This window comes from Novisyntrophococcus fermenticellae (assembly GCF_018866245.1).
GTDB classification, from domain to species: Bacteria; Bacillota; Clostridia; order Lachnospirales; family Lachnospiraceae; genus Novisyntrophococcus; species Novisyntrophococcus fermenticellae.
The window spans coordinates 2,368,104-2,394,919 of the sequence record NZ_CP076458.1; the positions used below are offsets into that span (position 1 = coordinate 2,368,104).

20 protein-coding genes and 1 tRNA gene are annotated in these 26,816 nt (G+C 44.3%); 3 read left to right on the top strand and 18 right to left on the bottom strand.

All coding sequences use genetic code 11. From position 1 onward, the window contains the following. Genes fmt through KNL20_RS10925 form a run of 4 tightly spaced genes read right to left on the bottom strand, consistent with a single transcriptional unit; the run spans position 1 to position 5,180 of the window. Positions 1–933: a methionyl-tRNA formyltransferase gene (fmt, locus tag KNL20_RS10910; protein WP_230397779.1), complete on the bottom strand. Its 933-nt coding sequence runs from the start codon at positions 931–933 to the stop codon at positions 1–3. A 29-nt stretch (positions 934–962) separates the two neighbouring features. Continuing rightward, positions 963–1,439 (bottom strand): peptide deformylase, encoded by a 477-nt coding sequence (def, locus tag KNL20_RS10915; RefSeq protein ID WP_230397780.1) that lies wholly within the window; start codon positions 1,437–1,439, stop codon positions 963–965. Positions 1,440–1,465: 26 nt separating this feature from the next. After that, complete coding sequence (gene priA, locus KNL20_RS10920; protein WP_230397781.1) at positions 1,466–3,688, bottom strand: replication restart helicase PriA; 2,223 nt, start codon at positions 3,686–3,688, stop codon at positions 1,466–1,468. 19 nt (positions 3,689–3,707) lie between these two features. Continuing rightward, positions 3,708–5,180, bottom strand: a complete 1,473-nt coding sequence (locus tag KNL20_RS10925) for a UDP-N-acetylmuramoyl-L-alanyl-D-glutamate--2,6-diaminopimelate ligase (RefSeq protein WP_230397782.1) — start codon at positions 5,178–5,180, stop codon at positions 3,708–3,710. 202 nt (positions 5,181–5,382) lie between these two features. Here KNL20_RS10925 and KNL20_RS10930 point away from each other — a divergent pair, with 202 nt between their 5' ends. Continuing rightward, on the top strand, positions 5,383–6,651 hold the full coding sequence (locus tag KNL20_RS10930; protein WP_230397783.1) for a glycosyl hydrolase family 18 protein: 1,269 nt from the start codon (positions 5,383–5,385) through the stop codon (positions 6,649–6,651). 75 nt (positions 6,652–6,726) lie between these two features. Here the strand turns inward: KNL20_RS10930 and KNL20_RS10935 are convergent, their stop codons facing one another. The 6 genes from KNL20_RS10935 to KNL20_RS10960 all read right to left on the bottom strand — a co-directional run bounded on the left by KNL20_RS10935 (position 6,727) and on the right by KNL20_RS10960 (position 13,228). Further along, on the bottom strand, positions 6,727–7,761 hold the full coding sequence (locus tag KNL20_RS10935) for a 3-deoxy-7-phosphoheptulonate synthase (protein WP_230397784.1): 1,035 nt from the start codon (positions 7,759–7,761) through the stop codon (positions 6,727–6,729). A 28-nt stretch (positions 7,762–7,789) separates the two neighbouring features. Then, positions 7,790–8,674 (bottom strand): site-specific tyrosine recombinase XerD, encoded by an 885-nt coding sequence (gene xerD / locus KNL20_RS10940; RefSeq protein ID WP_230400098.1) that lies wholly within the window; start codon positions 8,672–8,674, stop codon positions 7,790–7,792. Positions 8,675–8,863: 189 nt separating this feature from the next. Continuing rightward, positions 8,864–9,475 carry a stage II sporulation protein M gene (locus KNL20_RS10945; RefSeq protein WP_230397785.1) on the bottom strand — a complete coding sequence of 204 codons (612 nt, stop codon included), beginning with the start codon at positions 9,473–9,475 and terminating at the stop codon, positions 8,864–8,866. A 99-nt stretch (positions 9,476–9,574) separates the two neighbouring features. Next, positions 9,575–11,044, bottom strand: coding sequence for a xylulokinase (gene xylB, locus KNL20_RS10950; protein ID WP_230397786.1), 1,470 nt, complete (start codon positions 11,042–11,044; stop codon positions 9,575–9,577). A 37-nt stretch (positions 11,045–11,081) separates the two neighbouring features. Next, complete coding sequence (locus KNL20_RS10955) at positions 11,082–12,566, bottom strand: L-fucose/L-arabinose isomerase family protein (protein WP_230397787.1); 1,485 nt, start codon at positions 12,564–12,566, stop codon at positions 11,082–11,084. Between the two features lie 44 nt (positions 12,567–12,610). Continuing rightward, positions 12,611–13,228 (bottom strand): DUF4867 family protein, encoded by a 618-nt coding sequence (locus KNL20_RS10960; protein WP_230397788.1) that lies wholly within the window; start codon positions 13,226–13,228, stop codon positions 12,611–12,613. A 169-nt stretch (positions 13,229–13,397) separates the two neighbouring features. Here KNL20_RS10960 and KNL20_RS10965 point away from each other — a divergent pair, with 169 nt between their 5' ends. Continuing rightward, positions 13,398–14,522 (top strand): ROK family transcriptional regulator, encoded by a 1,125-nt coding sequence (locus KNL20_RS10965; protein WP_230397789.1) that lies wholly within the window; start codon positions 13,398–13,400, stop codon positions 14,520–14,522. On the opposite strand, the gene KNL20_RS10970 is transcribed toward KNL20_RS10965, so the two are convergent. Further along, the gene (locus KNL20_RS10970; protein ID WP_230397790.1) at positions 14,519–15,202 is read right to left on the bottom strand and encodes a response regulator transcription factor; all 684 of its coding nucleotides are present in this window, start codon (positions 15,200–15,202) and stop codon (positions 14,519–14,521) included. The two genes, KNL20_RS10965 and KNL20_RS10970, sit on opposite strands and share 4 nt — an antisense overlap. A gap of 344 nt (positions 15,203–15,546) precedes the next feature. Here KNL20_RS10970 and KNL20_RS10975 point away from each other — a divergent pair, with 344 nt between their 5' ends. Further along, positions 15,547–15,927, top strand: a complete 381-nt coding sequence (locus tag KNL20_RS10975; RefSeq protein ID WP_230397791.1) for a DUF6483 family protein — start codon at positions 15,547–15,549, stop codon at positions 15,925–15,927. A 34-nt stretch (positions 15,928–15,961) separates the two neighbouring features. On the opposite strand, the gene trpS is transcribed toward KNL20_RS10975, so the two are convergent. The 7 genes from trpS to tilS form a co-directional block, all read right to left on the bottom strand. Beyond that, the gene (gene trpS, locus KNL20_RS10980) at positions 15,962–17,050 is read right to left on the bottom strand and encodes a tryptophan--tRNA ligase (protein WP_230397792.1); all 1,089 of its coding nucleotides are present in this window, start codon (positions 17,048–17,050) and stop codon (positions 15,962–15,964) included. Positions 17,051–17,158: 108 nt separating this feature from the next. Next, positions 17,159–20,398 carry a DEAD/DEAH box helicase gene (locus tag KNL20_RS10985; protein WP_230397793.1) on the bottom strand — a complete coding sequence of 1,080 codons (3,240 nt, stop codon included), beginning with the start codon at positions 20,396–20,398 and terminating at the stop codon, positions 17,159–17,161. 141 nt (positions 20,399–20,539) lie between these two features. Beyond that, positions 20,540–20,621: transfer RNA gene (locus tag KNL20_RS10990), tRNA-Tyr, on the bottom strand. A 66-nt stretch (positions 20,622–20,687) separates the two neighbouring features. Continuing rightward, positions 20,688–22,778: a glycoside hydrolase family 13 protein gene (locus KNL20_RS10995; protein WP_230397794.1), complete on the bottom strand. Its 2,091-nt coding sequence runs from the start codon at positions 22,776–22,778 to the stop codon at positions 20,688–20,690. Positions 22,779–23,012: 234 nt separating this feature from the next. Continuing rightward, positions 23,013–24,857: an ATP-dependent zinc metalloprotease FtsH gene (gene ftsH / locus KNL20_RS11000; protein WP_230397795.1), complete on the bottom strand. Its 1,845-nt coding sequence runs from the start codon at positions 24,855–24,857 to the stop codon at positions 23,013–23,015. Between the two features lie 11 nt (positions 24,858–24,868). Further along, complete coding sequence (gene hpt / locus KNL20_RS11005) at positions 24,869–25,399, bottom strand: hypoxanthine phosphoribosyltransferase (protein WP_230397796.1); 531 nt, start codon at positions 25,397–25,399, stop codon at positions 24,869–24,871. Beyond that, positions 25,392–26,813, bottom strand: coding sequence for a tRNA lysidine(34) synthetase TilS (gene tilS / locus KNL20_RS11010; RefSeq protein WP_230397797.1), 1,422 nt, complete (start codon positions 26,811–26,813; stop codon positions 25,392–25,394). The genes hpt and tilS overlap by 8 nt, the downstream gene beginning before the upstream one ends. Positions 26,814–26,816 lie beyond the last annotated feature (3 nt).

Here is a 26,816-nt window from a genome sequence, read left to right on the forward strand (position 1 = left end):
TCACTGCAATCTTGTGTCTACAGGTAACTGAAATCCTCGTAAAAAGGCATCACAGGACATCCTTTTCTTCCCCTCAAGCTGTACCTCCTCTAATCGGAGCACCCCTTTTCCTGTCTGAACAAAGATTCCGCTCTTACCGGCATCAGTCACCATGCCGGGCTCTTTCCCTGTTTCTACATCCAGGACAGAAGCTTTCCAGATCTTTAATGTCTTTTGGTTCAGGATAGTATAGGCACTTGGCCAGGGATTTAAGCCCCGGATCAGGCGTTCAATGTTCTTTGCCTCCATGTGCCAGTCAATCCGGCCATCCGTTTTTCGGATCATCCTGGCATAGGCATTGGGACTGTCCGCCGGCTGCTTCTCGGGTGTTATCTCCCCTTGCTCCAGTCTGTCCAGCGTATCCACCAGTAAGCCCGCTCCTGCTTTACTCAATTTATCAAACAGACTTCCGCCTGTTTCGTTTTCCTGAAGTGGTATCACTGTTTTGGCCAGCATATCTCCGGTATCCAGTCCCGCATCCATGCGCATGATCGTTACTCCGCTTTCCTTCTCTCCGTCTATTACTGCCCACTGGATGGGCGCGGCCCCGCGATACTTCGGAAGCAGGGATGCGTGTACATTCAGGCAGCCAAACGCGGGTATTTCCAGTATACTTGCCGGAATAATCTGACCAAATGCAACCACAACGATGACATCCGGTTTCAGTTGTCTTAAAAGCTCTACAAATTCAGGCTCACGCACCTTTATAGGCTGGTATACCGGAATATCGGCAGCAATTGCCGCTGTCTTTACCGGGGTGTACTGCATGGCCTTTCCTCTTCCCTTCGGACGGTCCGGCTGCGTTACAACCCCTGCTACTTCATGGCCCGCCGCAATAATTGCTTCCAGTGTCCCTACAGAAAAATCCGGGGTTCCCATAAATACAACCTTCATCTGCTTCCTCCTTTACTTTCCCAGGTGTTTTATTCCTCTTCTTCAATCACCGTATTGTCACGCAATTCTCCCTGAACATGCGTCGTATACATGATTCCGTCCAGATGCTCACATTCATGACAGATTGCACGGGCTAAAAGCTCCGTACCTTCCAGTTCAAAAGGCTTCATATTCTCATCATAGGCCTTTACCCTCACATAGCCTGGCCGTGTAACGGTGCCACATTTGCCCGGAATGCTTAAGCACCCTTCATCACCGGTCTGTTCTCCCGATGTTTCTATAATTTCCGGATTAATCAGTACATGGGGCGTTCCATCTGTATCAATGACCACGATACGCTTCAGGATTCCGACCTGGGGTGCGGCAAGACCGACTCCCATCGCATCATACATGGTGTCAAACATATCCCCTATTAATTGCTTGATCTTTGGTGTGGATTCCGCCACCGGGCGGCACACCTTTGTCAATGCTTTATCTCCTTCTAATCTGATTGTCCTGATTGCCATATTGCATTCACTCCTTCTTGATTACTTTATCTGTTCAAATCGTATTGCAAGTACACGGGATCAAATCCATGGTTGATTTCCACATATTTCTCCAACATCTCCCGCATCCTTATAAGCTGTTCTATTGATTGGTTTCTGATATAGAGTACGCTTCGGTACATATCGTTAATTTTCGCAACACTCTCTGCAGTAGGCCCGATAATCTGCAGATCTTTGCCACACCGGATTCTTAATAAATACCTGTTTATATATTCCATGGCCTGTTCCAGAATCTCTGCATCCCCGCACGCGCCATGTACAGCCAGCAGATTAGAGGCCGGAGGATATCCCATCAGCTTTCGATAAGAAATCTCCTCCTGGAAAAATGCATCATAATCCTGCTGTATAGCAGTCTGAATACTGTAATGTTCCGGATGATAGGTCTGGATGACAGCTTCTCCCGGCACTTCACCCCGCCCGGCCCGGCCAACCGCCTGTACCAGCAGCTGGTAAGTTCTCTCTGCCGCACGGTAATCACTGGCATATAGTGATAAATCGGCTGACAACACGCCCATCAATGTAACATGCGGAAAGTCATGGCCTTTTACAATCATCTGTGTTCCGATCAGTATATCCGCTTTCCTGTCTGCAAAGGTGCGGAGGATTTTCTGATACCCATCTTTTCCTCTGGTGGTATCCAGATCCATCCGGACGATACGCGCCTTTGGAAATCGCTTCCTGACTACCTGCTCAATTTGCTGCGTTCCGGCACGAAAGCCACCAATGTAGGACGAACCGCATGCGGGACAACGGTTTACCACCGGTGTTTGATATCCGCAATAGTGACAGACCAGCTTTCCATTGTCATGTATGGTAAGAGAAACATCACAATGTGGGCACTTCATCACATGTCCGCAGGAACGGCAGGAAACAAATCCGGCATATCCCCTTCTGTTGAGAAACAACATAATCTGCTCTCCCTTTGCAAGGCGTTCCTCCATCGCTGACTGAAGTTTCATGCTCAATATAGAACGATTTCCTTTTTTTAATTCTTCCCTCATATCCACTGAATATACCCGGGGAAGACTGGCTTCCTGGTACCTGCTGTTCAGCAGAAACAAAGCGTACTCCCCGGTTTTGCATCTTTGGTATGCTTCCAGAGACGGGGTAGCCGACCCCAGCACCACATGTGCTCCTTCCAGTCTGGCACGCTCTATCGCTGTTTCTCTTGCATGATACCGTGGAGTCCCTTCGCTTTTATAAGAGGTTTCATGTTCCTCATCCAGTATCACAAGTCCCAAATCAGGGAATGGAGTGAATAAAGCAGAGCGGGGGCCTATAACGATCTGCACCTGCCCTTTTCTCGCCCGTTCCATCTGATCAAAACGTTCTCCTTGCGATAACCTGGAATTAAGCACCGTTACCCGCTCCCCAAAGCGTCCGTAAAAGCGCTGCACATTCTGATAAGTCAAAGCAATCTCGGGAATCAGTAATATCGTCTGCCTGCCGTCTCGCAGCATCTTCTCCATCAATTCCATATACAAAAGGGTTTTCCCGCTTCCGGTAACCCCTTTTACGAGACAGGGTCTGTCACTTTTCTCCCATTCCCCAAAAATTTCTTCCAGTACCCGGTGCTGTTCTGCTGACAGCTTCATGGGTTCATCCTCCTGCTGCTTTTGCTGTATGGGATTCCGGTATACTGTTCTGCTTACGACCTTCAAAATTCCCTGTGTCTCCAAAGACCTTAAGGCCTCTGCCGAAGTCTTCCAGGATCTCAGCCCTTCTCCATAAGGGATTTCAGGATTTTCAATCAAGCCCTTCAAAATTCTGACACGGGCTTTCTGGTTTTTTTCTTCGAAATACCTCAACCGGTCCCTGGCTTCTTCTTCATTCAAAACCAGCCGGATAAGACGCTCTTCCTTTTCTCTTGTTTTCCGCCGAATGGGCATCACTGTCTTTAGTGCCTGAATCATCGTGGAACCGTAGTTTTTTTTCATCCACCCTGCCAAAATAATCATGTTTGATTCCACATTAAATTCACCGTTATCTGAAGAGAGTATTTCCTTCATCTTCCCCTCCGGAAAACGCGGTTCCTGACTGATGGATATCACATAGCCCCGGATTCGGCGGTTTCCGCTGCCAAAAGGAATCTCTACCTGACTGCCCGCTTTTACCTGGCTTTGCAGGTCTGGCGGAATCCGGTACTGAAACGTACGATCCAGCTTTTCATGTGTAATATCTATGATGATATCGGCATAATAACTGCCCATATTGCCTCCTGTCCGCTGATCATCTGTCTTTTTTTCTATCCTCTTTCAGTACTTCCTGAATCAATTCCCTTTCATCCATATGATATTTCGTAGTACCTATAATTTGATAATCTTCGTGCCCTTTACCGGCCAGTACGATGATATCACCTGCTTCTCCATGATGAATCGCATAAGCAATTGCCTGCTTTCTGTCAGAGATTTCCACATACTTCCCTTCTGTCCTGCCAATACCGGTTTTAATATCTTCTATAATTGCCTGTGGCTCTTCTTTCCTCGGGTTATCAGATGTAATGATTGTGAGATCCGCCATATGTCCGGAAATCTCCCCCATTTCAAATCTTCTGGCCCGGTCTCTGTTCCCTCCGCATCCAAACAGGCACACAATTCTATGGGGATTGTATTCTCGCAATGCCATAAGGAGACTTTTCAGACTCATAGCATTATGCGCATAATCAATCATCAGTGTAAAATCATCGGAAACCTTTATCATCTCCATACGGCCCTTCACTTTCGCAGCTTTCAAAGCCTTCACGATACTTTCTTCAGATACCTTGAAATGGCGGCAGATTGCAATTGCTGTCAAAGAGTTATAAACGCTGAATTTTCCAGGAACATCTATTTCTACCTGAAAATTCAGAAGGCCCTCCACCGTATAGTCTATCCCAAGATATCCCGGTTTTGAAACCAGGCGGCAGTCTGCTGCCCTCAAATCAGCGTTCTTGTGAAACCCATAAGTTTCAAGTTTGCATGTATGACCTTCAATCATTGTTTCATAATGTTCATCATCCCGGTTTACAATGCCCACCCGGCACTGTTTTAAAAGTCTTTTCTTACATTCCAGATAGTTTTCAAAGCTTGGATGTTCATTTGGTCCTATATGATCTGGCTCAATATTGGTAAATATTCCATAATCAAAGGTAAATCCTGCTACGCGATTCAGCATCAGCGCCTGTGATGATACCTCCATCACGACACAGTCACATCCGGCATGCACCATCTCTGCAAAATACTTCTGTACCAGAAAGGATTCAGGGGTTGTATTCTCCGACGGAATCACCTGATCATCTATAATTGTTTCTATCGTTCCTATCAGACCCACTTTATACCCTGCATTTTCCAATATAGAGCGTACCATATAAGTAGTTGTCGTCTTGCCCTTGGTTCCGGTAACTCCAATCGTCTTCAGCTTATCAGCCGGGTATCCGAACCAGGCGCAGGAGATAAGCGCCAGCGCATATCTGCTGTCAGCCACTTTAATTACTGTAATGTCTTTAGATACCTCCACGGCCTCCTCAGTCACAAGTACCGAAGCTCCATCCGCAGCCGCGCTTCCGGCAAATGTATGACCATCCGTCACAGCACCGCGTATACAAACAAAAAGAGAGTCCCTGACAACTTTTCTGGAATCAAAGACTACTCCTCTCACTTCCTTATCTAAACTGCCTTGTAAACACCCATAGTCCAGCCTTGATAATAAATCTGTTAATTTCATCGAAGTCCTCCCGATAGCATATGTTCCGCCTTGTATGTTCAACTTTTGATTATCCACTGTTTTCATCTCACTAGCATAACATAAAAACATGGATTTTTCAACGGTTACATCACTTCTGAACCGGACCGTTGTAACAGTTTCTTACGAAAGTCGTGGACCCCCCGGGCAGACTGTGCATAGCTTAAATAAAAAGGCTTATTATATGGAAATCTATGTAGTACAACCAAATGATACATTGGTTTCAATAGCCAGCCGGTTTGGTGTTTCCATGGAACGGTTAATCTATGATAATCAGTTGGATGTGGCCGGAAAACTGATCCCCGGTCAGGCGATTTTGATACTGACCCCAGCGATCATTCACAGAGTAAAGCAGGGTGAAACCATATATTCCATAGCTCAGTCATATGGAATACCAGTAAAACAGCTTCTTCAAAACAATCCCTATCTGCTGAACGAGTCTTATCTGACCATAGGAGAAAAACTGGTTATCAGCTATACAAAACAACCCAAAGTGCAGATGGAGGTTATGGGCTATGCCTACCCCTATATTCGAGAGGAGGTCCTCCAGAACGCCTTGCTTTATTTAGATGAATTACGTGTATTTTCCTATGGCTTTACGGAAGAGGGAATACTGCTGCCTCCGGAAAATGAAGATTATCTCCTGAAAACCACTCTGAGGGCAGGCGTCAGTCCCATACTTGTGCTTACTCCTTTTTCGATTACCGGGACTTTCAATAATCAGCTTATAAACGTTTTAGTAGAGAATATAGATGTGCAGTCACAATTGATTGAAGAATTGATGAAAACGGTCAGAGAAAAGGGTTATGATGGTGTAGATGTGGATTTTGAATATATCCTGCCGGAAGACAGGGTGGAATATGCTGCATTCGTCACCCGGCTTCGTCAGGAGATGAACCGGGAAGGTTTTCGTGTATCCGTAGCTTTAGCCCCGAAAACTTCACCGGATCAGAAGGGGCTTTTATATGAAGGAATGGACTATGCACTTCTGGGAGAAGCAGCTGACAGCGTTTTTCTTATGACTTATGAATGGGGATATACGTATGGCCCCCCCATGGCAGTAGCACCCTTAAATAAAGTCAGGGATGTTCTTGATTACGCCGTATCCGTAATCCCCAGATACAAGATTTATATGGGGATCCCTAATTACGGTTACGACTGGACCCTTCCTTTTGTGCGGGGAACATCAAGAGCAAGAATCATCGGTAATGCTGAAGCCGTACAGCTTGCGGTAGATAACAGAGCCGAAATCGAATATGATGAAACTGCACAGTCACCACATTTTCGATATACCCTGAACTATGTACAACACGAAGTATGGTTTGAAGATGTCCGAAGTATCAGGGCAAAGCTTCTGACAGCTTCGGAGTATGATCTCCATGGATTCGGCTTCTGGAACCTGATGCGTCCATTCCGTGCCGCCTGGTTTTTAATACAAAGCATGATTCTGTAGGCTGCCTAAAGAATCCGAAAACCAGAAAGACGGCCGGGAACCAATGTCCCGGCCGGGTTTGATAAGCGTTGCGTTTCAGCAGCTTTCTGCAATTTCGTAGATTAACCGCTCTGACTCCTCCCATCCAAGGCAGGGATCTGTTATGGACTTTCCATAGATATGATTTCCATTGCCTATCTTCTGGCATCCGCTCTCTAAATAACTTTCAATCATCAACCCTTTTACCAGGTCATGGATATCCTTGGAATGCCTGCGGCTGTGAAGTACTTCTTTGGCAATTCTTACCTGCTCCTGATACCTTTTATCAGAGTTTGCATGGTTGGCATCCACAATAGCGGCCGGATTCACCAGATTTGTCTCCTGATATTTCTCCAGAAGAAGCTGCAGCTCTTCATAGTGATAGTTGGGAATAGCATTTCCATGCTTGTTCACTGCCCCACGCAAGATTGCATGGGCCAGAGGATTCCCATCCGTCTTCACCTCCCAGTGCCGATAAATAAAGGTATGATGTCCCTGGGCTGCAATAATGGAATTCAACATCACCGATAAGTCACCACTTGTAGGATTTTTCATGCCTACCGGAACATCACATCCCGATACGGTCAGACGATGTTCCTGATTCTCTACAGACCTTGCACCGACTGCCACATAAGATAAGATATCCGACAGATAACTCCAGTTGGATGGATACAGCATCTCATCTGCCGGAGTCAGCCCGCTCTCTTCGATCGCCCTTATATGCATCTTACGCATAGCAATCAGTCCCTGCAGCAAATCCGGTTTCTTCTCCGGATCCGGCTGATGGACAATTCCCTTATAGCCTTCACCCGTGGTACGCGGCTTATTGGTATAGATGCGCGGAATGAGTATAACCTTGTCCTTCACCTTTTCCTGCACCGGCACCAGACGACTGATATAATCACATACAGAATCTTCATTATCCGCAGAACAGGGCCCTACAATCACCAGAAATTTATCTGACTCACCGGTAAACACTCTGGCAATCTCCGCATCTCTTTCTTTTTTTATCCGTACCGAGTTTGGGCTTAAGGGATATTCTCTGCAAATTTGTTCCGGCGATGGTATTTCTTTTACAAATGTAAAGCTCATGATCTTCTCTCCTCTTCCGTCAGTTCTTTTACTTACGTGGATGTGCTCTGTTATAGACATCGCGCATCTTGTAAATCCCCATATTCAGATACATCTGTGTGGTGGATATATCGGAATGTCCCAACATCTCCTGCACGCTTTTCAAATCGGCTCCATTCTGCAGCAGATGGGTGGCAAATGAGTGCCGAAGCGTATGGGGAGTGATATCCGCCATAATCCCGGCCTGACTTGCATATCCCTTTAATACCTTCCAAAAACCTTGACGGCTCATAGACTTTCCCGAACAATTCACAAATAACCATCCTGCGTCCTGAGCACCCAGAAGACCTCCCCGTGCCTCTTTGATATACCGCTCCAGCGCCCGCCTGGCGGTGCTGCCAAATGGGACAATCCTGTCCTTTTCGTGATCTTTACAGGTGATATAACCAAGCTGCATATTAACATCGGACAGTTTCAGATGGATCAATTCGCTTACACGAATCCCTGTTGCATATAAAAGCTCCAGCATAGCCTTGTCCCGAATTCCCTTTGGTGTCCGGTCATCTGGCTGTGCCAGCAATAAATCAACCTCCTGCACAGTCAGAATTTCCGGTAATTTTTTTTCTACCTTCGGTGGTTTTAAGCCTTCTGACGGATCTTCAGAAAGCTTATGCTCCTTAACTTGAAATTGAAAGAATGCACGTATTGACGCAACGCTTCTGGAAACTGTAGCCGGGGACAGATGTTCTCTTTCCAGGTAAAGCATATAAGAATTCAGATTTGTTCTGGTTACCTGATCGGCTGAATCAATCCCCTGTTCATTCAGCCAGATCCGCATTTTCTTTAAATCCCGTTCATAGGAGACTTCTGTATTTTGAGACATCTTTTTTACATTATGTAAATATTGTATAAAATCTTGAATTGCATTTATCATCATACTTACCTCGAATAGAATTTTTTTTAGATAAAAGCAATTCACCCTTCAAATCATTTAAAGACATTATATACGCATTTATTTTAAATTGCAAATGCCATTTTATCTTCATTACCGGGATTCTAAGGACATACCCGGGAAAACAACAACATATCGAAATTGCATATTTTATGTCTACCAGATATTGTTCTAAAAAAATTTTCTGCACATCTCTATCAACAGGGGATTTACATAACATTCTACCAGGATTCCCAGCCCGAAAATTGCCAGAATCAGGATGCAGAGCATCAGGTACCTTCCGTATTCTCCCATATTCTCAACCTCTTTTCTGGAACTTTTTTCAGACATCATAAAAGCCTGATTTAAAAGGAGTGCAATGGCCGGAACATAAAAAATCATAGGCAGAAGCAGACAGCCGAACAGTTTCAGCATACCTCTTAATCCCAATTGAAGCAGTGCTGCCGAACATAGCAGACCTCCCAGAAAGCCGTACCAGAGCAGCCCCAGATAGACTGCAGCCATTCCAAAAGAGGTAAGTCCCAGAATCATCAGCATTACAGGCGCCTTCATTCGTACACCTGCAAGATACTTTAAATAGTCTTTTACACTTCCATCAACAGTTATCCAGGTGCCGGCACTTAAAAGGTTTAATCCTGTTATGGCGCTTGGACGGATGTTCCATGCCACATTCGCAAAGAGAATCCCTCCCAGAAAACCCGCCAGGAACAGAAATAAGAAAATGCTGCCGTAGGGCATCCTTGTAAACTTATAAAAATATTGCCTGTAGAATCCTTTTTTCATAAAAATGCCCCCTCTTTTTCAGTGTATGCTTACGCATGATGAAAAAGACAGGGCTTTTTTCAAAGTAATAAAGTCTTAAAAGTTCGCATGACCGAACGGTTATATAATTTCATCAAAGACTCCCTTGAGCGTTGGATATATCTTAGCAAACTGCTTGTATCTCTTATTATATTTCTCCACAAGCTCAGCCTCCGGCTCAATCGTATCCACTACTTTTACCAATTTATCTGCGGCCTCTTCCACAGAAGCATATTCACCACAGGCTACAGCAGCCAGCATGGCACCACCATAACCGGGGCCTTCCTCGGATTCAATAACATCCACCTTGATTCCCAGAACATTGGCAATGATTTTCTTCCACAACGGGCTTTTTGCACCTCCGCCGCAGATTTTCGTACGTTCCATGTGAATTCCCAGTGATTTGGCTATTTCGAAAGAATCACGGATGGCAAACGCCACTCCTTCCAGAACAGCCTGGGTCATATCAGCTCTGGTTGTATCCATGGTCATACCGATAAATGTTCCTCTTGCATTTGGATTGTTATGTGGGGAACGCTCTCCCATCAGATACGGCAGGAAAAACACCCGATTTTCTCCCAACGCATTGATTTGTTTTTGCTCGCCCGCATAGTCACCGGTCCCTATAATTTCATCCATCCACCATTTATTGCAGGACGCCGCACTGAGCATACATCCCATCAGGTGATAATATCCATCTGCGTGGTCGAAAGAATGCAGGCCATTGAACGCATCTACACCAAATTTTCTGCTGGAAATAAATATCGTTCCACTTGTTCCAAGGGAAATGTTACATTTCCCATCACCTACGGTTCCTGTTCCGACTGCCGCAGCGGCGTTATCACCTGCTCCTGCCACAATCCTGACTGTCTCAGGGAACCCAAGTTCCTCCGCAATCTCTCTTTTAATATTTCCCACTGACATATAACTTTCGAACAGTTCAGGCAGCATCTCTTCTCTGATATGGCAGATTTCAATCATTTCTCTGGACCAGCATTTATGTTGTACATCCAGAAGCAGCATTCCGGATGCATCTGAATAATCCGTGCAGTGCACCCCGGAAAGCTTGTAAGCGATATAGTCCTTTGGAAGCATGATTTTTTCAATTCGAGCGAAGTTTTCCGGTTCTTCTTCCTTCATCCACAGAAGCTTGGGAGCGGTAAATCCGGCAAAAGCGATGTTTGCCGTATATTGCGATAATTTGTCCTTCCCAATCACCTGATTCAGGTAATCGGTCTGCTTTTGCGTCCTTCCGTCATTCCAGAGGATTGCAGGACGAATTACGTGGTCCTCCTGATCCAGCGTCACCAGACCGTGCATCTGTCCACCAAAGCTGATGCCTCCAATCAAGGATTTATCAAAATCTTCAGTCAGTTCCTTCAAACCCTCCATAACTGCCTTCCACCAATCCTCCGGCTTTTGCTCAGACCATCCCGGATGAGGGAAAAACAACGGATATTCCTTTGATACGATCTTTTTAATCTCACCGCCGGCTTCCATCAAAAGCAGCTTTGCAGACGACGTGCCCAGATCTATACCTATATAATACATAATTCCTCCTTATACGGAAAGCATTTCATCTCCACGCTTATGCAAACGGATTTTCGGTAGGATAACGAACGCCCGCCGGCTGGTTATAACCGATTTCATCCACCTCAACACCGATGAATTTAAATACTTCAAACAATGCTTTTCCAAAATTACCAAATGCAACAGCACCATGATGTGGGTAGTTGCCTTCAATTAATACATGACGGTAAAATCTGCCCATCTCCGGAATTGCAAAAATTCCAATTCCTCCAAAAGATTTTGTGGCCACCGGAAGTACTTCTCCTTGTGCAATATAGGCACGAAGTTTGCTGTCGGCAGTACTTTGCAGACGATAGAACGTGATATCTCCTGGAATAATATCCCCCTCCAGCGTACCTTGTGTTACCTCTTCCGGAAGGCTCCTTGCCATAATCAGCTGGTATTTCATATTACAGGAAGTCAGTTTACTGGAGCAGGTATTTCCGCAATGGAATCCCATGAAGGTATCTTTCTGTGTGTACGGGAACTTGCCCTCAATGCTTTCTTTAAACATATCCGCTGGAACCGTATTGTTAATATCCAGCAAGGTTACCACATCGTCGGATACGCAGGTTCCGATGAATTCACTTAGTGCGCCATAGATATCAACTTCACAGGATACGGGAATTCCCCTGCCGGTCAGACGACTGTTCACATAGCAGGGTACGAAACCGAACTGAGTCTGGAATGCCGGCCAGCATTTTCCGGCAATTGCTATATATTCTCTATACCCCTTATGCTGCTCAACCCAATCCAGCAGTGTGATTTCATATTGTGCCAGCTTGGCGAGAATCTCTGGTTTCTTGTTGCCTTTACCAAGCTCAGCTTCCATATCTTTTACGACTTCCGGAATTCTCGGATCGCCTGCATGTTTATTAAATGCTTCAAATAAATCCAGTTCTGAATTCTCTTCAATCTCCACACCCAGATTGTAAAGCTGCTTAATCGGTGCATTGCATGCCAGGAAATTCAAAGGACGGGGACCAAAGCTGATGATTTTCAGGCTTTTCAATCCAACGACTGCGCGGGCAATTGGTACGAACTCATGAATCATCGCAGCACATTCCTCTGCCGTTCCAACCGGATACTCCGGAATATATGCCTTAATATTACGCAGCTTCAGGTTGTAGCTTGCATTTAACATACCACAGTATGCATCGCCGCGTCCTTGCATCAGATTATCCCCGGTTTCTTCTGCTGCCGCGACAAACATAGACGGTCCATCAAAATGTTTCGCAAGTAATGTTTCCGAAATTTCCGGTCCGAAGTTTCCGAGATAAACGACCAGTGCATTACATCCATTCGCCTTCACATCCTCCAGCGCCTGTACCATATGTATCTCGCTCTCAACGATACATACCGGACATTCGTAAATATCCGCCGCATCATATTTCGCTTTATAAGCCTCCACGAGGGCCCTTCTTCTGTTTACAGACAAGCTTTCCGGAAAGCAATCCCTGCTTACTGCTACAATACCAATTTTAACTTTGGGCATATTGGTCATACTATAAATCCTCCTTAATATTGAGTTTTTTTAAGTCAATGCAATCAGACGGTCAGATTATCACCCTTTAATCCTACAAAAGCTCCCGCATCTCCAAGCCCGCTTTCTTCATGGGCAATCAGCCACTTATTTCTGGCTGTCATCAGACGGTCTTCCGGAAAGCTTCCCGAAAGCGTGGGTTTATCCGTATTCGTTCCCCGCGGCAGAATTACAGCTACCTGAAATCCTTCTTCCGACAGGTTACAGGGTGCATAATGCAGGGTTGTGCCATATATTTCGACTACAGTTTTGGCCGGAATCTCAAAAGATTCCATTCTGGAAGTATCATAGGAATAATCTTCCTCAATATCCTGTTCTGAGCCTAAAATCAGAATACATCCCTGTACCGGAATATTTACTTCACTGTCTCTGTGATACTCCACTGCATTCAACTTATGATTATTTCCGTTGCAATAACCAATCTGAACAGGCATGCCTCCATAAATGCTGTCCTGTATCATCCGTGCTTCCGCACTATCCTCCAGGCTCTTATCTCCTGGTACATACACTACGTCCTGCGGCAAAGGTGTTTTGCTCAGACGCTCTAACAGGTCCGGCACTTCCATCGAAAGAATTCTCCCATACTTCCGAAATGCCGGATCTGTCACCTTTTTAATCTGCATGTCATACAACTCCTTTCTCAATGGCTGAACTATAACCTGTGTTTAACAATTAGTTTACTTACTAAACTAATTATGTTATACTTATGATAACGCATGTAAATAAAAAAATCAACATATTTTTACTACAGTTTATCTACAAGAAATAAACTATGGCTACAGGAGGAGTTTTATGATTACAGGCAGCAAAGAATTGATTCGGGATATGAATACACAACTTGTTCTGCGGAGCATTATGGCGGACGGACCTGTATCCCGCGCCTCCATTGCCCAGAAACTCGGCCTTACCAAAGCCACAGTCTCTACAATTGTACAATTATTGCTGGACAGAAAGCTTGTGTTAGAAATTGGAAGCGATGATACAAAACGCGGCCGTAAACCGATACTTCTTGCGTTGAATAAAAGCTGCGCTTTTAGTATCTCCGTTGATCTTTCCGCAGATTATATAACTTTATTTTCAGCCAACCTCATGGGGGAAAACTGTGTGGTAAAACAGGTGGAAAATCACTACGATCAAAGTTCCATTATACGATTCTTGATGCACATGATTGAAGAGATGCGGGATGCCCTCCCCTCCTCTGTCTATGGGCTGGTCGGAATATGCATCGGCATTCATGGCGTCGTACATAAAAATCATCCGGTATTTGTTCCGTATTCACCTTACCAGGATCTGGATTTTTCAGGTATTCTGGAAAAGCACTTCCGGATTCCTGTCCTTGTGGAAAATGAGGCAAACCTCTCAGTGTTGGGGGAATGGGCCTATTCATTTCATGCAAAAAATATGCTGTCCATCAGCGTACATGACGGTATCGGTGTCGGAATCATTATGAATAATCAGCTGATCACCGGGCAAGATGGCTACGCCGGTGAATTCGGACATACCATCATTTCCATAGATGGCCGTCCATGTCCCTGTGGTAATCTGGGATGTCTGGAGCAATATGGCTCTGAACGAGCTCTTCTGAAGGAATTATCTACTGCAAAGGGCTATAAAGTCAGCCCCGAACACTTCACGCATCTCTATCAAAAAAAAGATGCCGATGCTCTGCGGACGATGGACTTATTCATTAAATACATGTCTGTAGCAATCAGCAACCTGCTGACCACCTTTAATCCTGAAATTATCGTGATAAACAGTTCCTTTACTATGAATTTTCCGGATAAGGCGCAAGATATTCATACGCATATTCACAATAAAATGGGAGAATACTGCAAACTTACACCTTCCGGGTTACAAGATACTGCCATACTTCTTGGTGGCATCTACCTTTGCAGCCATAAATTTCTGGGACTTTAGAATATATTTCCGGCCGGTTCTATCCTGTAGCCGATTCCACGTATGCTTTTTATCTGCAGCGGTGCTTTCAGATGTAGCAGTCTTTTTCTTAAGCTTGAAATATTGACCCATACGACATTCGTTTCAGACTCTGTATCATAGCCCCAGATCCGGTCTATCAGCCTGTCGGCAGAAATATATTGTTTTGGATTGCGCATTAGCAATTCCATAATCTGATATTCCTTATTTCTAAGTCCCATAGTTTTATTTTGATAGGTCAGTTCAAAGCTTTTCCGATCAAGGGTGACCCCTTCAAGCTCTAAAAGGTCACTTAAGAATTCTTTCTTTCTTCTGGTCATCGCCCGTATGCGGGCCAATAGTTCCTCCGTTGCAAATGGCTTTGAAAGATAGTCATCCGCTCCGGCATTCAACCCCAGCACCCGGTCACGAGTCTCCCCCTTTCCCGTCAAAAATAACATAGGTACATTACTGTTTTTCTTTCGCAAAAGACGAACAACCTCTAAGCCACTCATACCAGGCATTACAACATCCAATATGATTCCATCGTACTCTGTACAGATGGCCCAGTCCATAGCATCAATACCATTGTATACCACATCAACAGAATAGTAATTTTCTTCCAAAATTTCTTTCAGATTCAGAGCAAGTTCTTTATTGTCCTCTGCAAGTAGTAAACGCATAATCCTTCTGCTGCTCAAAACACAGACAAAACCTTGTCCTGCAGCTTTTCCTTTCTAAATGCATTCTCGCTACCATCCAGCCATGTGAAAAGAATAGTAACTCTTTTTATACTATACCATATCACTCCAAATCCATGTAATTAAATTTTCTCTTGCTTAGAATCAATTCTCTGGTTATAATATGATACTAGGGTGCTGAACATCCAGTGGATGTTCGTTTAGCACCGACCGAAGCGGAGCGTAGATGTGGGAGCACAAAGTGCGAAGCAATCCGTAGTATCATAGGGTCAAAATACCTTTTGACACTTACATAATATTATAGTCAATTCAGGAGGATACCCATTATGGATTATGAGCAAGACTATGTCATGCGCCTGATTAAACAGATGATGCAGGCGCTTGCCAAAATTATATTCAAGAAGACTAATGAGGAGGAAATTAGCGAGACAATTCTCACCACAGGATCAGAAGGGGAGAAAGAGATTGATCTGTTTCATATGGCTGACAACGGACAGATCAATGAAGCAGAAAATCTATTGTATGAGCATCTGGATACTTCCGATATGTCACAGCTGAGAAACGCATTTGCTTTTTATGAACACATCAACGAATATCAAAATGATTTTCTGGAAGAGCATAATTACTCCAGAGAAGAGGTTTTAGAAGGTATTAAAAATATTTCTGAAGAATTCGGTGTTCTGGGGCTGGTGGATGCTTTATTGTAATACGAAAGGGTTGTCCGGTGGACAACCCAGTTTTCTATTCACAGTATTTTTCCTGCTGCCCGGCAATCAGGCTTTCATCTTCAAAGTAATTAATCCTCATAGCACTTTTGACATCTGCCAGGGTCTGAGCAGCTACCTTTTCTGCTGCTTCGCTGCCCTTTTTCAATATCTCATACACATACGAAATATTCTTCTGGTATTCTTTTCTCCGGTTTCTGATTGGCTCCAGTTCTTCCTGCATGATTTTGTTCAGGAATTTCTTTACCTTCACATCCCCAAGACCGCCTCTTTTGTAATGTTCTTTTAATTCCTCCAGGCTGGAATAATCCGGTAAAAAACGTTCAAAATGATCCGTCCTTCCAAATGCATCCAGATATGTGAATACGGTATTCCCTTCGATGGTTCCGGGATCCTGCACCCTGATATGATTAGGATCTGTATACATGCTCATGATTTTCTTTTGGATTTCTTCCGGTTCCTCAGCCAGATAGATACAGTTATCCAAGGATTTGCTCATCTTTGCATTTCCATCAATACCCGGAAGACGCAGACAGGCCTTGTTCTCCGGGAGCAGGATCTTCGGCTCCACAAGTGCTTCCCCATATATGGAATTAAATTTTCGGACAATTTCCTTTGCCTGTTCCAACATTGGCTCCTGATCTTCACCAACCGGTACCGTAGTGGCTTTAAAAGCCGTAATATCCGCAGCCTGGCTGATCGGATAGGTAAAAAAGCCCACCGGAATGCTGGCTTCAAAGTTTCTGGCCTGAATTTCCGATTTGACGGTAGGATTTCTCTGAAGCCGGGCTACTGTGACCAGGTTCATATAGTAAAAGGACAATTCACAAAGTTCAGGAATCTGGGACTGAATAAATATTGTGGATTTTTCCGGGTCCAGTCCAACCGCAAGGTAGTCTAAAGCCACCTCAATGATGTTCTGACGCACCTTTTCAGGATTATCCGCGTTATCCGTCAAGGCCTGGGCATCTGCTATCATAATAAAAATTTTATCGAATTCACCTGCGTTCTGCAATTCAACTCTACGCTTTAAAGACCCAACATAGTGTCCAATATGAAGTCTTCCTGTTGGTCTGTCACCTGTTAATATAATTTTTTCGCTCATGATTCAATTTCCTCCATCCGGTCCAGAGATGCTTTAAACACTCTAATCAAGTATACCTATTCTAACACAAATTTTAACAAATGAAAAGGTTGACATGGCTGAATGATATCAAAACTCCAGAATGTCCAAAAGTTCTTCTTTTGTAAAAGCAGTACCCTGCAACCCTTCTCCTCCCAGCACCTGGTCTGCCAGCTGCTGCTTCTTCTCCTGAAGCTGCACAATCTTTTCCTCTATGGTATCCTTGGCAATTAACCGGTAAACCATCACTTTATTCTTCTGCCCGATTCTGTGTGCCCGGTCTGTTGCCTGGTTCTGTACCGCTGTATTCCACCATGGATCATAATGTATGACGATATCCGCCGCAGTCAGATTTAATCCCGTTCCTCCTGCCTTCAGGGATATACAGAACACACTGGTTTCATCCTCATGAAAAGCCTGTACCATACGCATACGTTCCTCTTTTGACGTTGAACCTGTCAATAGATAATGGCTGATTTTCTTCTCAATAAGTCCCTGGCAGATGCGATCCAACATCGTAGTAAATTGAGAAAATAAGAGAATTTTATGGCCGCCCTCCACAGCATTTTCCACCAGTTCCAGGCAGAGATCCAATTTAGCAGATCCCTGGTCATATCCCTCCAAAAGCAGGGCAGGATCGCAGCAGATTTGTCTTAATTTGGTCAATTCCGCCAGAATTAACATCCTGGATTTTTCGAATTCCTCCCCGCTTTGCATGGACAGGGTCATCTGCAGACGGCGCACATGCGCCTGATATATGTTTCGCTGCTCACCTTCCATTCCGGCGTAGAGATTCTTTTCCAGTTTTTCCGGCAGATCATGCAGCACGTCCTTTTTCAACCTTCGAAGAACAAAGGGGCGAATCATCCTATGCAGACGTAAAAGAGCGTCTTCACCCTTGCTCTGTACCACAGGAGTCTCAATCTCTCTTCGGAATCTTTGATAACTGTACAGATATCCCGGCATCAGATAATCAAAGATGCTCCAGAGTTCGCTAAGCCTGTTTTCCACAGGAGTGCCTGTCAGTGCTATGTGAAATCCTGCATTGATCTTTTTGACTGCCTTCGCTGCCTGTGTCGCATGATTTTTTATATACTGAGCCTCATCAATAATTTCATTGGAAAACAGAATCTTCCGATAGCTCTCCATATCTCTCTTTAAAAGATCATAGGATGTGATAAGAATATCTCTTTTACCCGCTGATTCTATCAGACTTTTTCGTTCCTCTGCATTCCCCACGACCATAGTGACCGGCAGTTCAGGCGCAAACTGCGTGCATTCACTTTTCCAGTTGAAAACTAAAGATGCAGGGCAGATAATCAGCGTCCTGCTAAGATCAGCTTCCTGGTCCTGATATTCAGACAGTAAGAATGCAATGACCTGAAGCGTCTTGCCAAGCCCCATATCATCCGCCAGAATACCCCCAAACTCATTTTCTTTCAGTGTTTTCAGCCATAAAAATCCCTTTTTCTGGTATTCTCTCAAAACTGTTTCAAGTCCGCGGGGAAGTTTATGATTTTCTATTTCGGCAGGCTGCATGTTCCGGATCAAGGTTCGAAAATCTTTATTTCTATGCGCAGGAATACCCTCCAACTTCTTCAACTCTTCCTCGAGATATAAGGCTCTGTATCTGGGAATAGATACCGCCCCCTGCTTCATCAGGTGGTCCGGTATCTGAAACTCTTTTTTCAAGTTCGCAAGCCGCTCCAGATTTTTATTTTGAAGATTGATAAATTCTCCGCTTTTAAGACGGTAAAATCGCTTTTTTAAATCATATTTTGAAAGCAGGGATACCATCTGTTCCATGGACAAGTCTATGGAATCCAGGGTGAATTCCAGGAGCCCCCCTGACAGGGAAATTCCTACTGCTGCCTTTGGCTCACTAATTACACGCAGGTGTTTCAGTCTGTCGGATATAAAAACATCTAGATCTTTCTGAAACCCGGGAACCCCTTCTGTTATAAATTCGTACATCTTTTCATCGTCATCCACAATGGTGTGCAGACTGTTTTTTTCATCATAAGCATTACAGTATCTGCTCACCAGCATTCCAGTCTCATATTCCTTTAAGTAGTCTCTTTTATAATTATTTTCCGCCGCTGTAAACACATGATATCTCTCCTCACCGTATACAGCAACAAGGTCACAGGTAATCCTGTTTTTTTCGGGTGCATCCAGATACAGTTCAAACACGGGACTTAGGGGTTCATAAAGTGCCGGATTGAAATTTTTTGTCTCTATCCGGTAATTTTTTTTCATTAGAGGCAGCAGATTTCTCACAAATATCGGGACTTCTTCGGTGCCCACATAGTTTGAGAGACCCCGCCAAGAGTCCATATAGTTTTCAAACTCCCGGAGTTCCTCTTCTTTTTCAATAGCAAGCCGGTAGATACGTCCGCCTTTAAAATAATAGACATAATTCACTCCGGTATACTTGCATACGGAATGCATTTCAATATGGATTCCCTGTTCTTCTCCGATTATAATCACCTGCCGTGAGGGTTCCTCTTCCACGAATCTCCAGTTCTGTTCCTTTTCTCCTTTTACATGCCCCGCAAATTCCATCTTTCCGATAATCTCATGAAACCGTTCAAAGCTCCCATGTGTAAGCTGCATCGACCGTTCAGACCCGGGGGCTGTTCTTTCAGACTGCTGCAAGATAAACCTCAGGATCTTCTGGCTATCAGCCGTAAAAGCGTGCATCGTATGGATGAATTCAAGTTCCTTCCCATAGCTTACGTTCTCCATGTTTTGAACAGCCCGCACCAGATCTTTTATATTTCTCAGCACATACATCTTCTTATTTCCTATACGGAATTCCAGGCTTACATTCTCTGTATCCACATGCAAGACAGGCTCAAGCTTAACTTTTCCCAATTCCCGGGGCTGCAGAAAGGGAATCTCTTTTTTCCGTCTGTAATACTCGAGAACCCGCCCCATAGCAGGTTCGGTAAGCTTAATTCCCCCCAGGTTCCCTGTCTGTAAGACAGGTTTTGAGAAAAGTCCTGCATGTCCGGCATCCCGTATTTGTATATACTGGAGGGCAAGTGCAACGCAGTGCTTGCAGGGACCAGGATAGCTATAAAAGGCCTTACATTCACAGTGTGTTTCAGCAATCTCAGAATACTCCTCATCCACTGATAAGCGAACCTCATAGTAGTTTCTCGTACTTCCCCTGACACGTCCCGCAATCTGAGTGATCCTATATCCTTCCTCATCTGTTTTGGTATGAAGCACTACATCCTTGACACCCTGACACTGAAAAATCAACTGTCCACGCTGAAAAGTCTGTCCCCGCACCTCGAATCTAATGTCCTCTTTATCTATCATGCTTTCATCTCCTGATATATTGCCTGAAATCCACCGTTAAAAAATCAGTATAACATAAAAAGTGCCGCCGTACAATTTTCATCGTACGGCAACACTTTATTCCGGCACATTGTTTTTTTGCTTATATCCAATGTGCAAAACTGGACGGAGGTGGATTCGAACCACCGAAGCAATTTGCAGCAGATTTACAGTCTGTCCCCTTTGGCCACTCGGGAATCCGTCCATATGTCAGGATGAACCTGACAAGAATAGATTATAAAACATATTTGCAAAAAATGCAAGGTATTTTTTAATCCTCTTCACGATAAAACACAACTGCAGACAGAGGGAACAAATCCAGAGTTAAAACCCCCGCCTTTACCTCTCTTTTCCGCACCATTGTAGAAAAACCTATGGCATTGGTACTGAAGACCTCTTCTATGGACGTATCCTCTGTTCTGGGAATTCCTGCCTCCCATACCGGAATTTCCACATACACCTGTTCCGCCCGGTTATTTACAACCACTACAATCTGTTCTGATTTATCAAAGCGGGCATAAGAAAGAACATTATAGTCCTGATATAAAAACTTCAGACTGCCTCCGGTCAGGACCGGATACCTCTTATGAATATAGATGATATTCTTATAAAAGCGCAAAAGTTCCCGGTCTTCGTGACCCCAGGGATAGGTTCTTCTGCTGTCCGGATCCGTAAATCCGCAAACACCCGCTTCATCTCCGTAGTAGATGGTAGGTGCACCCGGCCAGGTCATCTGAACAACGACTGCTTCTCTTAGAACAGCCTTATTTACATTCTCAACCGCAGCATGGGAGCCCTCGTCAGCCAGCCTTCCGACCATATGGTTGGTCCTTGTCAGAAATCTGGAATGATCATGATTGTCAAGTTCGTTCATGGCAGTCTCCAGGGACTGCCGGCAGAACTGAGCCGAATGATACAGCATTGAATTGGCAAATACCTCTGCATTTCCAAGCAGATCTTGGCGAAACTGGTCACTGTGCTTTTCCATCCCGGTGAAAAACCAGGAAACCGGCTCCATAAATGCGTCATAATTCATGACTGTATCCCATTGATCCCCCAGAAGCCACGCCCTGGCATCTCCATAATGTTCAGCCAATACAATTGCCTCAGGATTTGCACTTTTAACTACTTTCCGGAATTCCTGCCAGAACTTATGATTATATTCCGGTGAATGCCCCAAATCGGCGGCTACATCCAGCCGCCACCCGTCAGCGTTAAAAGGCGGGGAGACCCACTTACGCGCCACACGCATAATATCCTCCACAAGCTTTGGAGAATCCTCATAATTTAGCTTGGGAAGTGTATCATGCCCCCACCAGCCGTCATAGAACTCATTATACGGCCATGCATGTTCATTATGGAACTTGAAAAAACTGTGGTAAGGACTTCCCTTCGAGATAAAAGCGCCATCCTCATATCCTTCCTGATGTTCATAGATTCTCTCTCTGTCCAGCCATTTATTAAAAGAACCACAGTGATTGAATACACCGTCCAGGATGATTTTCATTCCTCTTCTGTGTACTTCCTCAACCAATTTGATAAACAGCTGATTGCCCGCTTCGAGATTTTCCAGATTCGTTACCCGGTTGATATACTTGCCGGCATGGGAATTATCTATATCCCCTTCTTTTAACAGCTCCCCTGTATCACTGACAATTCTCCCAAAATGTGGATCTACATAATCATAGTCCTGAATATCATACTTGTGATTGGAGGGAGAAACAAAAATCGGATTTAAATATAAAACCTGAACACCCAGATCCTCCAGATAATCCAGTTTATCGATAACTCCCTGAATATCTCCTCCATAGAAGTTATTTACATCCAGAGTATCCGGAGTCCTGGACCAGTCCTCTACCTGTACCACTTTTTTATCAATATAATAGTATTCGGCACTCTGCACATCATTTGTCTTATCGCCGTTACAAAAACGGTCTACATAAATCTGATAGGTTACAGCTCCTTTTGCCCAATCAGGGGTTTTATATCCTGGCACAATGGTGAAGGAGTAAGATTCCTGCAGTTCCCTGGACACACCTAATTTATTATAATAGCAACAGATTTTTCCACAGCGAATTTCGAAATAATAATGAAGAATTTCCTCTTCCACAGGTATCTGGATCTCATAATAATCGAAACCGTTCCGGCTTACACCTACGTACATGGGTTCGCGGACTGCGCCGCTGATAAAATATACTGCATCCACATTATTCTTCATAGTGCGAAAACGAATCGTCACCAGATCACCCGGTTCCGGTTCAAAGGGCGTTTTGTACTGCCTGGTCTCGTCACTGTACAACGCACGTTTATTAAACACACCCCTCATCTGAGTAACATACTGTTGTTTTTTTTCAAACTCCATACTCTGACCTCATTTCTCTCTATCTTTATATATTACCTCAAATCCTTTTGTATAACAAGTAAAAAGGACAGCACCAAGTGCTGTCCTTTTTGGAGAAGGTATTTCTTCTTATGGGGTGTAGCAAAAACTATATAATGTATTGGGGGTTTTACAGTTATTATAATACCATGTTCCCCACCAAAAGTGTGCACAAATCTCACAAATTTCGACATCTGTTTTTGTCTATTTTTTAATTCATCCCTCAACTCCGACCTTTTCCTGCATAAAAATGGCTTCAAATTCCTGCCGATTCAATTTTTCTTTTGTCATCAGCTGTTTTGCGCATTCATGCAATACATAAGAATGCTCCTGGATGAGTTGTTTTGCTCTGGTATGGCATTCTTCTATAATCGAACGGACTTCCTCATCGATTATTGCTGCCACATTTTCACTGAAGTTCTTTGTATGTCCCCAGTCCCGTCCGATAAAAACCTCCTCAGAATCATCGCCATAATTCACCAGTCCTAATTTTCCTGACATTCCATACTTCGTAACCATCGCTCTTGCCGTAGCCGTGGCCTGTTTGATATCCTGAGATGCTCCTGTGGTAATATCATCAAAAATCAATTCTTCGGCTACACGCCCACCCAGGCAGACAGTAATGTCCTGCAGCATCTTACCTCTGGTATTAAACATATCATCATTCTCCGGCTGAGGCATCGTGTATCCGGCAGCCCCCTGCCCCGTAGGAATAACGGAAATTGTATAAACAGGTTCCATATCCGGTAAAACATGGAACAATATGGCATGACCTGTTTCATGATATGCAGTAATTCTCTTCTCTTTTTCAGAAATCACACGGCTCTTTTTCTCGGTGCCAATGCCAACCTTAATAAATGATGACTTGATATCCTCCTGATTCAAATAGACCCTATCCTGCTTTGCAGCCAGAATTGCAGCCTCATTCAAGAGATTTTCAAGTTCCGCACCGGTAAAGCCTGCCGTCGTCTGGGCAATCTGTTTTAAATCCACGTCCTCGGCCAACGGCTTCCCTTTTGCATGAACCTTCAGTATTTCTTCTCTTCCCCTTACATCCGGTGCTCCCACAGCCACCCTGCGGTCAAATCGCCCCGGCCGGAGAATTGCCGGATCCAGAATATCCACTCTGTTGGTTGCAGCCATAACTATGATTCCTTCGTTAACACCGAATCCATCCATCTCTACGAGCAGCTGGTTTAAGGTTTGCTCCCGCTCATCATGTCCGCCGCCCATTCCGGTTCCGCGCCTTCTGGCAACAGCATCAATCTCATCAATAAATATGATACAGGGTGCATGCTTTTTTGCATCTTCAAATAAATCTCTGACACGAGAAGCACCCACGCCCACAAACATTTCCACAAAGTCAGAACCCGAGATACTGAAAAAAGGTACACCAGCCTCTCCGGCCACGGCTTTGGCCAGCAAAGTTTTACCTGTTCCGGGAGGACCCACAAGCAGAACTCCCTTGGGAATTCTTGCGCCCACCTTTGTATACTTCTGGGGACGTTTCAGAAAATCCACAATTTCTTCCAGATCCTCTTTTTCTTCCTTAAGTCCGGCCACGTCATTAAAGGTCACTTTCTTCTCATGATCCGTGGTCAGCTTTGCTCTGCTCTTTCCAAAATCCATCATCTTGCCGTTGCCGCCTCCGGAAGCACCGGCCATCATGCGATTCATCATAAAAAACACGAGCAGCACCATACCCACACTCACAACCAACGGAAGTATGAATCCTGCCATGCCGCTGTCCTGCAGCACATTCTTTGTAAGGAAATTTGTAAAATCCGCATCCTTCATCTGCTGTTTTACTTCCTTGATGTCACTGAAAATATAGGTTGCGGTCTTATTATCCTTTGTTGTATAAACCAGGCTTCCCGTCGGTACCTCTTTATTCTGTGTGATTTCAATTTCTGTAATCTCTCCGGCTTCAAGTGCCTTTACAAATGTAGCTTCCGTCACAGTCTGACCTCTTCTTATCAGCCCCGGAAGGTAAATCAAAATTAATATAAGGAATACAGCTAATATAATGTATCCCCCGAATCCTCTGTTCTGCTTCTTCAACGTTTACTCCTTTATTCTTCAAAATCTAACGCGCCAATATAGGGGAGATTTCTGTATTTTTGTGCATAATCAAGTCCATAACCCACCACAAACTCATCCGGAATTTCAAAACAGCAATAATCTGTCTCAACACTGTTTACAACTCGGCGGTCTGGTTTATCCAACAGCGTACATAATTTCAGACTGGCCGGATTTCTCTTTTTAAGAATTTCCATAAGATAACCCAGCGTCCGTCCTGAATCTATGATATCCTCCACAATCATAACATGCTTTCCTTCCAGCGGCTGATCCAGATCCTTTACAATCTTCACTACTCCGCTGGACTTCGTATCATCTCCGTAGCTGGAAATTGACATAAAATCCAGACTCACCGGAACCGAAATCCGCTTGGAAAGTTCACACATAAAATATACTCCGCCTTTCAGCACACAAATCAGGTGTAATGTCTTCCCTGCATAATCGCGGCTTATCTGTTGTCCGATTTCACGAATCCGGGCATCTACTTTCTCTTCGCTGATCAGTTCCCGAATTTTTTCACTCATTCGTATTTCCTCCTGTTACATGGATTTCTATCATTTGCTTTGTGTTTTCGCTTACTTTGGCAGATTCGCCTATCCGGTATCCCACAACCCAAAGCACCTCATCTCCTGATGTCAAAAGAAGCAAACGGTCCCGTTCATTCCGGGGAACCTTACAGTCTATCAGATAGTCTTTCAGTTTTTTATGTCCGCCGGAGGCATTAATAATCAGATAATCACCGCTTCTTCTGGTACGAAACACAGCATTCTGCTTTATTCTATCATAATCAAACCATTTCGTATACGTTTTTTCAGGAATTCGTTCTCCTTTATATGTTGAAATTCTCGTCTTTATCGTAAAATCTCCCCATTGAATGCTGCCATTAACCGGAATTTCGATAATCTCACTTAGCCGGATATCATTTCTCCCTGTATGCATTGACAGTTCAACATTCTCATAATTTCTCACAGCAATCACACCATGGGGCAGTGATACCTGCTTTCCTACAGATGCATTCTTCAGCCGGAGCACGAGTTCTACATGTTCTCTGGTAATGTTGTTCCTCTTTCCACACAGCCTTTCGATGGCTGAAATGAGTATCATCCCCTGTAGGATATGTGTTTCCTGAAAAAATTCCATATTCAACAGGATTCTTTCAGGTTCCCCGGGACGGCCCCACGCATCTTTTTTTCTGAATGTGACAGTTTCTGTATCCTCCACTCTCTTTGCCTGTGCTTCCATATAGTTCAGCACTTCTAAGATATCCTCTGATACCTCCGAAATATGGGTCACTGTGTCTTTATTCACCTCTTCTGTCAGATAAGAAACCACATGATGCCGAATCTGATTCCTGGTGTAAGCATCCCCTGCATTCGTACTGTCCTCACAGTATAAGATTTTAGACTCTTTTAAATATTGCTCAATTTCCTTCCGGTTCATACACAAAAGCGGCCGTATAACATCCCCCCGCACCGCCCGAATCGCCGCCAGACCACCAAGCGATGTACCTCTCGCCAGATGAAACAGGAAGGTCTCAGCCAAATCATTCTGATGATGGGCGAGCGCAAGTTTCGTAGCGCCGTGTTTTTTCATACAATCTGCATAAGCCTCCTGCCGGACTTTTCTGCCCATTTCTTCCGTTCCCATATGATATTCTTCAGACAGTTCTTTTACCTGATAAGAATATTCATAATATGGAATATTTCTTGAGGCACATAATTCTCTTGCATAGCCGGCATCTCTTTTAGCCTCTTCACCTCTTAGATTGTGATTGACATGAATTGCCTGGAGCTTATATCCGATCTTCGTCTGCAGATTATACAAAAGACTCAGCAGGCATACAGAATCTGCTCCCCCGGACAGGGCCACAAGGCAGATATCCTGAGGAAGCAGCATATGATATTTGTTGATGTAGTTTAAAACACGTAATTCAATCATGTT